Source organism: Pseudomonas aphyarum, from assembly GCF_028657055.1.
GTDB lineage: Bacteria > Pseudomonadota > Gammaproteobacteria > Pseudomonadales > Pseudomonadaceae > Aquipseudomonas > Aquipseudomonas aphyarum.
In genome coordinates, this window is the sequence record NZ_JAMDGS010000014.1 from 152557 (window position 1) to 166813 (window position 14257).

A 14257-nucleotide genomic window follows, 5' to 3' on the forward strand; every position below is an offset into this window, starting at 1 on the left:
AAAAAAATGCCGCTCATTTCGAGCGGCATTTTTTGTGAGCCTCTTATTCCGACGCCACGGCGTTCTTCGCCAGGATCGCATTCGCCAGTTCCATGTCCGTTGCCTGCAGGCCCGGGTTGTCGGCGCGGACTTTCTGCATCGCCGCTTCCAGGTACGGGCCACGGATACCGCCGTCGCTGGCGACGAAGCTGCCGGCATCGTCCTGGGCGGCAACGATCAGTTTGTGATCCTTGAAGGTCAGGTAAGTCGAACCGGTGGTGGCACCGGACGAAATGACGTTACGCCAAAAGCTGTCGGCCATTGCCGAACCGACGGGCAGAGACAGCAGGGCAAGGGTGGCGACAGCAAGTTTGAGACGCATGTTGGGTGACTCCACTGGTGTTGAATAACCGGTTGGATCGCCGTTTCCCCGATCCGGTTCCGTGAGCACTTATTTCTGCTCGCTCTGTGGCGTCACCCGCAGCACTTCCTCAAGCGTTGTCAGCCCGGCCGCGACTTTCTGCGCGCCGGACAATCGCAGGCTGCGCATGCCTTCCTTGAACGCCTGCCGGCGGATCGCAGTGAGATCGGTATCCGGATTGATCAACGCCTTGAGACCGTCGCTCAGTTGCATGATTTCGTAGACCCCGGCGCGACCGTGATAACCGGTGTCGCGGCATTCCAGGCAACCGATGGCACGTTGCGCATTGCCCGGCAGCGGCGCCTGCCATGGCCGGGTCAGGGTTTGCCAGTCTTCTTCATCAAGAGTCAGCGGCGCCTTGCAGTGCGGGCACAGTGTTCGCACCAGTCGTTGCGCCATGACGCCAAGCACGGTGGCCTTGATCAGGTAATGCGGCACGCCGAGTTCCAGCAGACGGCTGATGGCGCTCGGCGCGTCGTTGGTGTGCAGGGTCGAGAGCACCAGGTGCCCGGTCAGCGCGGCCTGAATCGCCATTTCGGCGGTCTCCAGATCGCGGATCTCGCCGATCATGATGATGTCCGGGTCCTGCCGCATCAGAGCCCGCACGCCGGCGGCGAACGTCAGGTCGATGTTGTGCTGGACCTGCATCTGGTTGAAGGCCGGCTCGACCATCTCGATCGGGTCCTCGATGGTGCAGAGATTGACCTCCGGGGTCGCCAGTTTTTTCAGCGTGGTGTACAGCGTGGTGGTCTTGCCGGAACCGGTCGGCCCGGTGACCAGGATGATGCCGTTGGGCTGGCGGGTCATGTCCTGCCAGCGCCGCAGGTCGTCGGCAGAAAAGCCAAGCTGATCGAAATCCTTGAGCAGTACTTCCGGGTCGAAGATTCGCATCACCATTTTTTCGCCGAACGCAGTGGGCAGGGTCGACAGACGCAGCTCGACCTCGCCGCCATCCGGGGTCTTGGTCTTGACCCGGCCGTCCTGGGGTTTGCGCTTCTCGGCGACGTTCATCCGGCCAAGGCTTTTCAGGCGACTGACGATGGCCATCGTCACCTGGGGCGGAAATTGATAGACGTTGTGCAGCACGCCGTCGATGCGAAAACGCACCGTGCCTTGCTCGCGCCGGGGCTCGATGTGGATGTCGCTGGCCCGTTGCTGAAAGGCGTACTGGAACAGCCAGTCGACGATGTTGACGATGTGCGCATCGTTGGCGTCCGGTTCCTGATCGCTGGCGCCGAGGTTGAGCAGTTGTTCGAAGTTGCCGAGGTTGCCGCTCTGCGCATCGGCGTTGCTGGCGCCGCTGACCGATTTGGCGAGGCGGAAGAATTCGACGCTGAAACGCTGGATGTCCGCCGGGTTGGCCACCACCCGTTTGATCGGCAGTTTCAGGACGTGAGTCAGATCCGCCTCCCAACCGCTGACATAAGGCTGGGCGCTGGCGACGGTCACCGCATCGCGGTCGACTGACACTGCGAGGATCTTGTGGCGCTGGGCAAAGGCATAGGACATCAGCGGCGTGATAGCGGCGACGTTGATCTTCAGCGGATCGATCCGCAGATACGGCTGGCCGGCCTGCTGCGCCAGCCACAGGGTCAGGCTTTCCAGATCGAGGTGTTTGCCCGGACGGCTGAGATCGTCCAGTTGCTGGCTGGCGATAAATTCCAGTGGGTGCTTCTGGCCGTGGGCGGCATGCCGACGCCGGGCATTCAGCGCCTGCTCGGCCGAGTCCTGGCAGATGAAACCCTGGGCGACCAGTTCACGCAGTACCTCATTGAGATCCAGCCAGCGGTCCTGAGTGGCGAGTTGAACGGACATGCGGGCTCCTTTTGAACGACAGTGCGCAAAGGATAGTCGTGGCCCCGTCGACCGTTGGGCCACTACCCGACGAAGACGTTTCGGTTCTTGTCAGCCGGCCGCCTGCGCCGGCGCATCCCACGCCGCGTCGGGGTTTTGCAGGTTTACCGAGCAGACGCTGATCAGGTTACGAAGTTTTTCCGCGATCACCTGGGCGCGGTGCCAGCTCAGGCCGCTCATGACGATGTCGATCGACAGCAGATCGTCCAGCCGCTGGACATTCACCTGTTCCGGGGTGAGGCACTGCAAGGCGAACAGGTTCAGCACCCGCACCAGCAAATCCGGCTCGGCCTCGGCCAGGATCTGGTACTGCGCGAGGCAATGGGCGTTGCTGGCGTTCCACACATCGGCACGGGGCGCAGGGGTGTTGATGGCTTCGAGGTGTGGCATGGCAGGTCTCCGGAATCAGTGGAGGAATTTTTACATCCGATGCCGGGCATTTCTTGTCTAAGATGAGCTGATCCGGCGATTGATAAGGTAGATCAATTCGCTATTGGCTTATTTTGAGGATTATTTATGCACAGTGAGCTGGACAGCTACGACCGGCGCATTCTCGCCCTGCTGCAAGAGGACGCTTCCTTGTCCAGCGCACAGATCGCCGAACAGGTGGGCCTGTCGCAGTCGCCATGCTGGCGGCGGATTCAGCGGATGAAGGAGGAGGGGATCATTCGTGGTCAGGTGACTTTGCTCGATCGCAAGAAGATCGGCCTGAACACGCAGATCTTCGCAGAAATCAAGCTCAACGCCCACGGCCGTTCGAACTTCACCGAATTCACCGAGGCGATTCGCGGCTTTCCCGAAGTGCTGGAGTGTTACGTGCTGATGGGAGCGGTAGATTTTCTGTTGCGGATTGTCGCGGCGGACATCGAGGCGTATGAGCGGTTCTTCTTCGAGAAGCTGTCGCTGGTGCCGGGAATTCAGGAGGTGAACTCTATTGTGGCGCTGTCGGAGATCAAGTCCACGACGAGCCTGCCGGTATTGCGCTGATTTGATGACCGTTCCCACGCTCCGCGTGGGAATGCAGCCCGGGACGCTCCGCGTCCCAAAGCGGACGCAGAGCGTCCATTGAGGCATTCCCACGCAGACGGTTCGACGCCTCGACGTGGGAACGATCTTTCGCGGAAATTACATGCGCAGCAGCATTTTCCAGGCGCGATTCTGGTACACCGCAATCGCCTGATGCTTGCGCGCATCGAGCAGTTCGTCGGTGATGGTCGGCTCGTTGGCCAGTTGCGCCAGTTTGTTCAGCTCGCCGTACAGGCGATCCATTTCCGGGATCTCCAGCACGTTGCGCGCGTGGTGCAGCCAGACCTGGATGCGCTCGATGCGCGGCAGTTGCTCGGCCAGATCTTCCGGCTGTTGCTGGTAACGCTGCAATTGCAGCGAAGTGGCTTCTTCGCCCAGCAGGCGCGGCAGCCAGCTTTGCAACTGCGCGGCACCCTGGCGATTGCCACGGGTGTTGCGGTCAGCCGTCCAGGTGCGGGCCAGCAACCAGCGCGAAGCGTTCAGCGAGAACAGGCCCCAGCGCGGGTCTTCCAGTTCTTCGAGGAACTGTTCCGGCGCGGCTTTGCGCACGTCTTCGTCTTCGATGCCGACCTGCACCAGCGGGCGCCAGTCTTCCAGCAGTGCATCCAGCGCCACGCGCAAGTCGTGGGTCGACGGACGCGGTGCGGCCTGGCCGAGGCTGCTCAGCAGGGCGCGCATTTCCGCGAGGTTCTCGACCCAGTCCTGCAGCAGGCGCCAGTGGCCGTTGAAGCGATACTGTTCGGCCAGACGCTGGCTGCTGCCGAGCAAGTGCCAGGCAAGGGCGGCGAAGGCGTCGTCCAGCGGGGTTTCAGCAGTGATGGCCGGCGCCGGCAGGCTCAGCGAGTAGCTGTTGGCGTCGTACAGACGGTAGCCGCGCTCGGCCTTGCTGATGTCGCACGGCATCAGGGCCAGGGTTTCGGCCAGTTCGGCAGCCAGTTCCAGCAACGCGGCAGGTTCGCCTTCGCGCAATTCCAGTTCCAGCTCGCAGATTTCTTCTTTCTGTTTGCCGACGACCACGTGGCCCAGGTCCAGCGCAGCTTCGATGACCACTTTGGTCTTGCCACGGCCCCAGGCGATTTCGGCGCGCTCGCGGACGAAATCGGTGGTGAAGATCGGCTTCAGGGTTTTCTTGTCCAGCTCGGCGAGGGACTCGGGCCAGCATTCGCCGTCGAGTTTTTTCACGTCGAGCTTGGCTTTGGGCAGGTTCCAGTCGTACTCGTTACGCTCGGACAGACCGGCGACGCTCTGGCCACGGGTCTTGAGGGTCTGAATCACCTCTTCGCCGTCCTTGCGCAGGCGCAGGGCAACCTTGGCCCGGGCCAGGTCACGCTCGGGCGTGTCGAAGTACTGATTCATCAACTCACGGCGTTCCCAGCCACTTTTGTTGCGTTTTTTCAGGAGAGGGTGCTCGCGCAGGGCGGCGAGGGTTTCGCGGCTGACGCGGAGTTTGATTTCGGTTTCTTTCTGCATGGCCGGAAAATCCAGGATCGGGAGCGCAGCCGGGGGAATGTGTGGCTGCCAAGGCCGTGCAGTGTACAGGACTGAACCTTCCTACGCTTTGCGGCGGTTTATTCTCGGCGCCGGATGGTTCTATGATGAACCTCAATCCGGGAGTTGGAGTCAGCGATGCCTTTGCCGTCCATGCAAGACCAGTTCGCTGCACTGATCGCCGCGCCGTCGGTCAGTTGCACTCAGCCGCGGCTCGATCAGTCCAACCGGGCGGTGATCGATCTGCTCGCGGGTTGGCTCGGCGATCTGGGTTTCAGTTGCGACATCCAGCAGGTCAGCCCCGGCAAGTTCAATCTCCTCGCCAGTTTCGGCAGCGGCCCCGGCGGGCTGGTGCTGGCCGGGCACAGCGACACGGTGCCGTACGACGATGCGCTGTGGAAAACAGATCCGCTGAAACTCACCGAAGTCGATGGCCGCTGGGTCGGTCTCGGCAGTTGCGACATGAAAGGCTTTTTCGCCCTGATCATCGAAGCCGTGCAACCGCTGCTCGACCAGCCGTTCAAGCAACCGCTGCTGATCCTCGCCACCTGCGATGAAGAAAGCTCGATGTCCGGCGCCCGGGCGCTGGCCGAAGCGGGGCGCCCGCTGGGCCGGGCGGCGGTGATCGGCGAGCCGACCGGGCTCAAGCCGATCCGCATGCACAAGGGCATCATGATGGAACGCATCGATATCCTCGGGCAGAGCGGCCATTCGTCGGATCCACGCCTGGGACACAGCGCCCTCGAAGCGATGCACGATGCCATCGGCGAGCTGCGTGGCCTGCGTCTGCTGTGGCAGCGTGAATTCAACAACCCGCAGTTCAGCGTGCCGCAGCCGACCATGAACTTCGGGTGTATCCACGGTGGCGACAATCCCAACCGCATCTGCGGCCAGTGTTCGCTGGAGTTCGACCTGCGGCCGCTGCCGGGAATGGACCCCAAGCTCTTGCGCAGCGAGATTCTGCGCAGGCTCAACCCGGTCGCCGAACGCCATCAGGTGAAGATCGATTACGCGCCGCTGTTTCCCGAAGTACCGCCGTTCGAGCAGGCCGAAGAAGCGGAGCTGGTGCGAATTGCCGAAAAACTCACCGGCCACGCGGCCGAAGCGGTAGCGTTCGGCACCGAAGCGCCTTATCTTCAGCGCCTTGGCTGCGAAACCATCGTGCTCGGCCCTGGCGACATCGCCTGTGCGCACCAGCCGGACGAGTACCTCGAAATGTCACGTTTGCAGCCTACCGTGCATCTATTGCGGCAGTTGATCGAACATTACTGTCTCAAAACTGTATAAATTGCCCATACACCCACCCGTATTCATGAGGAGAGCGCGCGTGTCGCCAAGCCTGTTCCGACGATAACCATCAGCCCGCTGTGCGTTTTCCGTTTCGCCCCTTTTCCGGCTGCTATTTATTACAGGCCCAGGTTCATGCCCGAATACGTCAATTGGCTTCGCCACGCGTCTCCCTATATCAATGCTCACCGTGATTGCACCTTCGTCGTCATGCTTCCGGGCGACGGTGTGGAGCATCCGAATTTCGGCAACATCGTCCATGACATCGTGCTGCTGCACAGCCTCGGCGTGCGGCTGGTGCTGGTTCATGGTTCCCGTCCGCAGATCGAAACCCGTCTTGCCGCTCGCGGCCTGACCCCGCATTACCACCACGGCATGCGCATCACCGACGCCGCGACGCTGGAATGCGTGATCGACGCGGTCGGCCAGTTGCGCATCGCCATCGAAGCGCGTCTGTCGATGGACATGGCTTCGTCGCCGATGCAGGGCTCGCGCCTGCGGGTGGCCAGCGGCAACCTCGTGACCGCGCGGCCGATCGGCGTGCTGGAAGGCGTCGACTATCACCACACCGGCGAAGTGCGCCGGGTCGACCGCAAAGGCATCAACCGTCTGCTCGACGAGCGCTCCATCGTATTGCTGTCGCCGCTGGGTTATTCGCCGACCGGTGAAATCTTCAACCTGGCCTGCGAAGACGTCGCCACCCGTGCCGCCATCGATCTGGGCGCCGACAAACTGCTGCTGTTCGGTGCCGACCTCGGTCTGATCGACGAAAACGGCAAACTGGTGCGCGAGCTGCGTCCGCAGCAGGTGCCGGCGCATTTGCAGCGTCTGGGCAGCAACTATCAGGCGGAACTGCTGGATGCCGCCGCCGAAGCCTGCCGTGGCGGCGTGGCGCGCAGCCATATCGTCAGTTATGCCGAGGACGGCGCGCTGCTGACCGAACTGTTCACCCGTGACGGTGGCGGTACGCTGGTGGCCCAGGAGCAATTCGAACTGGTGCGTGAGGCGGCGATTGAAGACGTCGGCGGCTTGCTCGACCTGATCAGTCCGCTGGAAGAGCAGGGGATTCTGGTGCGCCGTTCCCGCGAAGTGCTGGAGCGCGAGATCGAGCAGTTCAGTGTGGTCGAGCGTGAAGGGATGATCATCGCCTGTGCGGCGCTGTATCAGATTGCCGATTCGGATGCCGGCGAGCTGGCGTGCCTAGCGGTGAATCCCGAGTATCGCCACGGCGGTCGCGGCGACGAATTGCTCGAACGCATCGAGACCCGTGCCCGGGCGCAGGGCCTGAAAACCCTGTTCGTTCTCACCACCCGTACCGCCCACTGGTTCCGTGAGCGCGGCTTCGAACCGAGCAGCGTCGAGCGCCTGCCGGCGGCGCGGGCTTCTCTCTATAACTATCAGCGCAATTCGAAGATCTTCGAAAAGTCTCTGTGAGATGCGATTGCCCCCACGGGATGCGTGGGGGCAATTGTTTTACTCCGCTACAAACTTCGCACTGACATAAGGCGAGTAGTCAGGCAAAACGCTTTCGACCTTGCCCTGTTCCTTCAAAAACTTCGCCGTTTCACCAATCGCCTTCGCCGTGCCGCCGTCCAGCAGCGCCGTGGTCTGTTGCGCCTTGGCGTCCGGGAAGGCCGAACCGGCTAGCAATTCCGGAACGTCGGCAGCATTGGCACCGGTCAGTTTGGCGATTTTCTGTACAGGTACGGAATCGGCTGTCCAGCTGTCTTTATGGGCGGCGTAGTCGGCGAACGAGTCCAGTGTCACCTTGGCGAACTTGGCCACGACCTCAGGATGTTTCTCGGCAAATTCCTTGCGCGCTACCCAGACTTCGAAGGTCGGCGCGCCCCACTGGCCGACCTGCGCGGCATCGGTCAGGGTCTTGCCGGTCTTGCGGATTTCGCCCAGCGCCGGCGACCAGACAAAGGCGCCGTCGATGTCGCCACGTTTCCAGGCGGCCGCGATTTCTGCGGGTTGCAGGTTCACCACTTTGACTTTCGAGGTGTCCAGACCCCAGTGCTTGAGCGCACCGAGCAGGCTGTAGTGAGAGGTGGAGACGAACGGGGTGGCGATGGTCTTGCCGATCAGGTCTTCGGGCTTGTTGATACCGCTGCCGTTGCGCACCACCAAGGCTTCGGCGGCATTGATCTGCGCCGAGACGATGAAGGCAACGATCGGCAGATTGCGCGAGGCGGCAGCCGCCAGTGGACTGGAGCCGAGGTTGCCGATCTGCACGTCGCCGGAGGCAATGGCTGTCACAACTTCCGGCCCGCTGTTGAAACGACGCCAGTCGATTTTCTCACCGATGGTCTTCTCGTAGACGCCGTCGGCCTGGGGCACTTTGCTCGGGTCGATACCGGTCTGGTAGCCCACGGTGAGGTTGGCGGCATGGGCTGAAAAAGAAATCAGCGCTGACACACAAACTGTAACAAATTGACTAGATAGTGCGCGTTTGGCCATCATGGCGTCGCCTTTTTGATAGGGATTGACGAATCGGGGTTGCGTCAAAGCTAATCGATCTAAAAAAAGGCTAACAAATACCATTTAGTAATGAGCTTAGTCGCCGATACGCTTTATCCCGGTGAAGATGGCAATTGGCTGGCCATATAGCCGAATGGTATGAAAAAGAATGAATAAATTCTTTTTGGGTTTATCAGGAAGTCTTTACCCTGCAGGGACCAAATAACTGCGATTAGACCTTGGTCGTAGACACACAAGGTTACGATTGACTTGTCAGTCACGGTCTGGCGCTAATCGCGCATCTTAGGATCCAGGGGCATCAGACCCCGGACCAGGAACACAAGAATTAGAAACGAGAGGAGCGAAACATGAACAAGTCCACCTTGGCCCTGGCCGTGGCCGTAGGGGTTTTGGCGCAGCAGGCAGGCGCCGCCGGTTTCATCGAAGACAGCAAGGCCACCTTGGGGCTGCGTAACTTCTACATCAACACAGACAACCGTGACAGCGCTGCCAACACCCCTGCCAACAAGCGTGCAGGCGTTCAAAGCAAGCAGGAAGAATGGGGCCAAGGCTTCGATCTGCGCTTCATCTCCGGTTACACCCAAGGCACCGTAGGCTTCGGTATCGACGCCATCGGCCTGCTGGGCGTGCGTCTGGATTCGGGCGGCGGCACCAACGGTGCAACCTCGTCTTCCTACGGCGGCACTGTGTTCCCGAGCAAGTCCAACGGCGAAGCTGTTGATAACTTCTCGAGCCTGGGTCTGACCGCCAAGGCCAAGATCTCCCAGACCGAACTGAAGCTGGGTACCCTGCAGCCGAAGAACCCGGTGATCGTGACCAACGACGGTCGTCTGCTGCCACAAACCTGGCAGGGTGGCCAGATCACTTCCGCCGAGATCAAGGACCTGTCTCTGGTCGCTGGTCAGATCGAGGAAGTCAAAGGTCGTAACTCCAGCAACAACGAGAACCTGGCCATTGGTGGCGTGAACCCACGCATTTCCAACAGCAACAAGTTCATCTATGCCGGTGGTGACTACAAAATCACCAAAGACCTGACTGCCCAGTACTACTACGGCAACCTGGAAGATTTCTACAAGCAACACTTCCTGGGTCTGGTGCACAACTGGGCAATCGGCCCGGGCGTGTTGAAGTCGGATCTGCGCTACTTCAACAGCCGTAGCGACGGTGCCAACGGTCATGACAGCACCTACTTCACCAATGGTTACTACGGCGGCACAGTCACCAAAGGTAAAGTCGACAACAACCTGTACAGCGGTCTGTTCCTGTACACCGTTGAAGGTCACACCTTCGGCGGCGGTTACCAGGTCAGCAACGGTGACAGCGACTTCCCTTGGCTGAACCAGGGTGACGGTTCGTCCAACTACACCATCACCGACATGCAGATCCAGAAGTTCGGCCGTGCCGGCGAACGCACCTGGCAGGGTCGCTACTCGTATGACTTCGCTAAAGTGGGCGTGCCTGGCCTGACCGCCGGTGTTGTCTACCTGCGTGGTGATAACATCGACAACGCCACTGGCGACAAGACCGAGTGGGAACGTGACCTGACCATCGGTTACGTCGTACCTGAAGGCCCGCTGAAAAACGTCGGCTTCATGTGGAAAAACGCTGTATGGCGTAACGACATTCCAGGTCAGCGCGACCAGGACGAAAACCGTCTGATCCTCAGCTACTCGATCCCGCTGTTGTAATAGCGCGCTCAGGTAGCTGACGAAAAAAAGCCCCGTCCGGCATCGCGCCGGACGGGGCTTTTGCGTTTTCGGGTCCGGCTCACCCCCGTAAGCCTTTCCCGATGTTCCCCTCTTTACAGCAACTCAAGGCCTTCTCGAACCTTGAGGGCGATGTTCGTCGCGATGCGGCGGTGCGTCCAGTGAACAGATGTTTAATATTCTTTAAGGATATAAATATCTAGTTATTTATTCTTTTTCAGAAGATCGAATACCGAGCTACAGTTGAGGTCTCCAACCACTCATCAGGAGCCGCACCATGAGCCTCAGACTTGGCGATATCGCCCCCGATTTCGAACAGGATTCCAGCGCCGGCAAGATTCGTTTCCACGAATGGCTGGGCGATAGCTGGGGCGTGCTGTTTTCCCACCCGGCGGACTTCACCCCGGTCTGCACCACCGAGCTGGGCTTCACTGCCAAGCTCAAGGACGAGTTCACCCAGCGTGGCGTGAAAGCCATTGCACTGTCGGTCGACCCGGTGGACTCCCACCACAAGTGGATCGAGGACATCAACGAAACCCAGAACACCATCGTCAACTTCCCGATCCTGGCCGATGCCGATCGCAAGGTGTCCGATCTGTACGATCTGATCCACCCGAACGCCAACGACACCCTGACCGTGCGTTCGCTGTTCGTGATCGATCCGAACAAGAAGATCCGCCTGACCATCACCTACCCGGCGAGCACCGGGCGCAACTTCCACGAGATCCTGCGGGTGATCGATTCGCTGCAGCTCACCGACAACTACAAGGTGGCCACCCCGGCCAACTGGCAGGACGGCGAAGAAGTGGTGATCGTGCCGTCGCTCAAGGACGAAGACGAAATCAAGCAACGCTTTCCGAAGGGCTACCGCGCGGTGAAGCCGTACCTGCGCCTCACCCCACAACCGAACAAATAACCTACCTCGGATCGTTCCCAGGCTCTGCGTGGGGGCGATCGGCAAAAACCACGATGCAGGGTTTCAGGCCGTTTTCACGGCCTGTTTTTTTGCCCGCAGGAAAGGGAAATATATATCTCCAAAAAGAATAACCAAATGAATAAATATGATTTATGGATATATGAATCAGCTGGTAAGGTCACTGACATCGAAGCGAGATCGCAACCCGCGAATCGCCTGTAACGCGCAAGGAATCGTCTGAATGCTGGTCGTCTCACTCGGTGGCAGTCCCAGTCAACGTTCCCGCTCCGGGGTGTTGCTGGAGCGCTCGCAACGCTGGTTGCAGCAGCAAGGGGTGGAAGTGGTGAGTTATCAGGTGCGGGACTTCCCGGCCGAAGACCTGCTCCACGCCCGCTTCGACAGCCCGAAGGTGCTCGACCTGCTGCAACAGATTGAAAACGCCGATGGCCTGCTGATCGCCACGCCGGTGTACAAGGCGTCGTTTTCCGGCGCCCTGAAGACCCTGCTGGATCTGCTGCCCGAGCGTGCGCTGAACCACAAGATTGTCCTGCCGATGGCCACCGGCGGCAGCATCGCCCACATGCTGGTGGTCGATTACGCCCTCAAGCCTGTGCTGTCGGCGTTGAAGGCCCAGGAAATGCTGCAAGGGATTTTTGCCGAGGACAGCCAGATCGCCTACGGCGAAGGCAGTGCCCAGGCGCAGTTGGCGCCGGCGCTGGAGCAGCGGTTGCATGAAGCGCTGGACCAGTTTGTCAGCGCCATGGCCCGTCGGCCGAAGCCGCTGGAGCCGGGGCTGTTGAATGAACGTTTGTTGAGTGCTCGCTGGAGCATTTGAGCCTGCTTTCTAGTCACATCGAAACTTGAAGTACTCACCTTACTCAGCCGCCAACGGCCAAGCAGGTGCAGCCAAAACCCAACAGCAAAAAGGAGAGCGCTATGCGCACTGTATTTTTGCGTCGTGGTCTGGTCGCTCTGTTTGCTGCGGCTGTTACCTTCGGCGCCATCACTCAAGCTCAAGCGCTTTCTACCCATGAAGGCGTGCTTCGGATCGGTTATCAGAAGTACGGCACGCTGGTGCTGCTCAAAGCCAAGGGCACTCTGGAAAAACGCCTCGCCGCCCAAGGCGTCGACGTGCAATGGACTGAATTCCCCGGCGGCCCGCAACTGCTGGAAGGCCTGAACGTCGGCTCGATCGACTTCGGTGTCACCGGCGAAACCCCGCCGGTCTTCGCTCAGGCGGCCGGTGCCGATCTGCTCTACGTCGCTTACGAGCCACCAGCGCCGAACAGCGAAGCGATCCTCGTGCCGAAAGATTCGCCGATCAAATCGGTGGCGGATCTGAAGGGCAAGAAAGTCGCCCTGAACAAAGGCTCCAACGTCCACTACCTGCTGGTGCGTGCGCTGGAAGACGCCGGCCTCAAGTACAGCGACATTCAAACCGTATTCCTGCCGCCGGCCGATGCCCGCGCCGCGTTCGAACGTGGCAGCGTCGACGCCTGGGTCATCTGGGATCCGTACCAGGCCGCCGCCGAGAAACAACTGCAAGCGCACACCCTGCGTGACGGCAAAGGCATCGTCGACAACCACCAGTTCTACCTGGCGACCAAACCCTACGCACAGAAAAATCCCGAGGTGATCAAGACCCTCGTGGAAGAAGTGCGCGCCGTCGGCGAGTGGTCCAAGGCCAACCCGGAAGACGTGACCCAACAGGTGTCGCCGCTGCTCGGCCTGCCGGCAGACATCACCCTGACCTCGGTGAAACGCCAGGGCTACGGCGCGCTGTTCCTGACCCCGGAAGTGGTCGCCGCACAACAGAAAATCGCCGACACCTTCTACCAGCTCAAGCTGATTCCCAAGCCGTTGAGCATCAAGGACGTGATCTGGACCCCGCCGGCCGCTGTGGCAAAAGCGCAGTAATTCGAATCCCCAAGGAGACCACTCCATGAGCCTCAACATCTTCTGGTTCCTGCCTACCCACGGCGACGGCCATTACCTTGGCACCGCCGAAGGCGCCCGCGCCGTCGACCACGGCTATCTGCAACAGGTCGCGCAGGCGGCGGATCGACTGGGCTTCGGCGGCGTGCTGATTCCCACCGGCCGCTCCTGCGAGGACTCGTGGCTGGTGGCGGCATCGCTGATCCCGGTGACCCAGCGTCTGAAGTTTCTGGTTGCCCTGCGCCCCGGGATCATTTCCCCGACGGTGGCGGCGCGTCAGGCGGCAACGCTGGATCGTCTGTCTGGCGGTCGTGCGCTGTTCAACCTGGTGACCGGTGGCGATCCGGAAGAGTTGGCCGGCGACGGTCTGTTCCTCGATCACGAAGCGCGCTATCAGGCCTCGGTGGAATTCACCCGGATCTGGCGCCGGGTGCTGGAAGGCGAAACCGTGGATTACGACGGCGAGCACATCAGCGTGAAGGGTGCAAAATTGCTCTATCCACCGATCCAGCAACCGCGTCCGCCGCTGTATTTCGGCGGTTCGTCGGAAGCGGCGCAGGATCTGGCCGCCGAACAAGTGGAAATGGTTCTGACCTGGGGCGAGCCGCCCGCAGCCGTTGCCGAGAAGATTGAACAGGTGCGCGCCAAGGCCGCCAAGCTTGGCCGCACCGTGCGCTTCGGCATTCGTCTGCATGTGATCGTGCGGGAAACCAACGCTGAAGCCTGGCAAGCGGCGGATCGCCTGATCTCGCATCTCGACGACGACACCATCAAACGTGCCCAGGCGTCGCTGGCGCGGTTCGATTCGGTCGGCCAGCAACGCATGGCTGCGCTGCACGGTGGCAGCCGCGACAACCTCGAAGTCAGCCCGAACCTGTGGGCCGGCGTCGGTCTGGTGCGCGGCGGTGCCGGTACGGCGCTGGTCGGCGACGGCCCGACCGTGGCGGCGCGCGTGAAGGAATACGCGGATCTGGGCATCGACACTTTCATCTTCTCCGGTTATCCACACCTCGAAGAATCGTATCGGGTGGCTGAACTGCTGTTCCCGCACCTCGACGTCGAGCGCCCGGAATTGCCGAAAAGCGCCGGTTACGTCAGCCCGTTCGGCGAGATGGTGGCCAACGACATTCTTCCCAAAGCCGCGTCCCAGAGCTGAGGCGCCGC

The 14257-nt window shown here is 60.8% G+C and carries 13 protein-coding genes; 8 read left to right on the plus strand and 5 right to left on the minus strand.

What is annotated here, in order from left to right; all coding sequences use genetic code 11:
- Window positions 1-43: 43 nt before the first annotated feature.
- The 3 genes from M5G18_RS21500 to M5G18_RS21510 form a co-directional block, all read right to left on the minus strand.
- On the minus strand, window positions 44-361 hold the full coding sequence (locus tag M5G18_RS21500) for a DUF2388 domain-containing protein (protein ID WP_007951791.1): 318 nt from the start codon (window positions 359-361) through the stop codon (window positions 44-46).
- Between the two features lie 69 nt (window positions 362-430).
- The gene (gene tfpB / locus M5G18_RS21505) at window positions 431-2215 is read right to left on the minus strand and encodes a type IV pilus assembly ATPase TfpB (RefSeq protein WP_273896115.1); all 1785 of its coding nucleotides are present in this window, start codon (window positions 2213-2215) and stop codon (window positions 431-433) included.
- A gap of 90 nt (window positions 2216-2305) precedes the next feature.
- Window positions 2306-2644 carry a hypothetical protein gene (locus tag M5G18_RS21510; protein ID WP_273896116.1) on the minus strand — a complete coding sequence of 113 codons (339 nt, stop codon included), beginning with the start codon at window positions 2642-2644 and terminating at the stop codon, window positions 2306-2308.
- Between the two features lie 126 nt (window positions 2645-2770).
- On the opposite strand from M5G18_RS21510, the gene M5G18_RS21515 reads away from it, so the two are divergent.
- The gene (locus tag M5G18_RS21515) at window positions 2771-3241 is read left to right on the plus strand and encodes an Lrp/AsnC family transcriptional regulator (protein WP_007951785.1); all 471 of its coding nucleotides are present in this window, start codon (window positions 2771-2773) and stop codon (window positions 3239-3241) included.
- Between the two features lie 138 nt (window positions 3242-3379).
- Here the strand turns inward: M5G18_RS21515 and M5G18_RS21520 are convergent, their stop codons facing one another.
- Entirely contained in the window at window positions 3380-4750 is a 1371-nt protein-coding gene (locus tag M5G18_RS21520) for a CYTH domain-containing protein (protein WP_007951783.1), read from the minus strand.
- A gap of 156 nt (window positions 4751-4906) precedes the next feature.
- On the opposite strand from M5G18_RS21520, the gene argE reads away from it, so the two are divergent.
- Window positions 4907-6055 (plus strand): acetylornithine deacetylase, encoded by a 1149-nt coding sequence (gene argE, locus M5G18_RS21525; protein ID WP_273896117.1) that lies wholly within the window; start codon window positions 4907-4909, stop codon window positions 6053-6055.
- Window positions 6056-6190: 135 nt separating this feature from the next.
- Window positions 6191-7489, plus strand: a complete 1299-nt coding sequence (argA, locus tag M5G18_RS21530; RefSeq protein ID WP_007951778.1) for an amino-acid N-acetyltransferase — start codon at window positions 6191-6193, stop codon at window positions 7487-7489.
- 39 nt (window positions 7490-7528) lie between these two features.
- Here the strand turns inward: argA and tauA are convergent, their stop codons facing one another.
- The gene (gene tauA, locus M5G18_RS21535; RefSeq protein WP_420793297.1) at window positions 7529-8518 is read right to left on the minus strand and encodes a taurine ABC transporter substrate-binding protein; all 990 of its coding nucleotides are present in this window, start codon (window positions 8516-8518) and stop codon (window positions 7529-7531) included.
- A 365-nt stretch (window positions 8519-8883) separates the two neighbouring features.
- Between tauA and M5G18_RS21540 the strand changes: the two genes are divergently transcribed.
- The 5 genes from M5G18_RS21540 to ssuD all read left to right on the plus strand — a co-directional run bounded on the left by M5G18_RS21540 (window position 8884) and on the right by ssuD (window position 14249).
- The gene (locus tag M5G18_RS21540; protein WP_102685822.1) at window positions 8884-10224 is read left to right on the plus strand and encodes an OprD family porin; all 1341 of its coding nucleotides are present in this window, start codon (window positions 8884-8886) and stop codon (window positions 10222-10224) included.
- A 295-nt stretch (window positions 10225-10519) separates the two neighbouring features.
- On the plus strand, window positions 10520-11158 hold the full coding sequence (locus M5G18_RS21545) for a peroxiredoxin (RefSeq protein ID WP_007951774.1): 639 nt from the start codon (window positions 10520-10522) through the stop codon (window positions 11156-11158).
- Between the two features lie 241 nt (window positions 11159-11399).
- The gene (gene ssuE / locus M5G18_RS21550) at window positions 11400-11993 is read left to right on the plus strand and encodes an NADPH-dependent FMN reductase (protein ID WP_273896118.1); all 594 of its coding nucleotides are present in this window, start codon (window positions 11400-11402) and stop codon (window positions 11991-11993) included.
- Window positions 11994-12094: 101 nt separating this feature from the next.
- The gene (locus M5G18_RS21555) at window positions 12095-13075 is read left to right on the plus strand and encodes a sulfonate ABC transporter substrate-binding protein (protein WP_273896119.1); all 981 of its coding nucleotides are present in this window, start codon (window positions 12095-12097) and stop codon (window positions 13073-13075) included.
- A 25-nt stretch (window positions 13076-13100) separates the two neighbouring features.
- Window positions 13101-14249, plus strand: coding sequence for an FMNH2-dependent alkanesulfonate monooxygenase (gene ssuD, locus M5G18_RS21560; protein ID WP_011336452.1), 1149 nt, complete (start codon window positions 13101-13103; stop codon window positions 14247-14249).
- Window positions 14250-14257 lie beyond the last annotated feature (8 nt).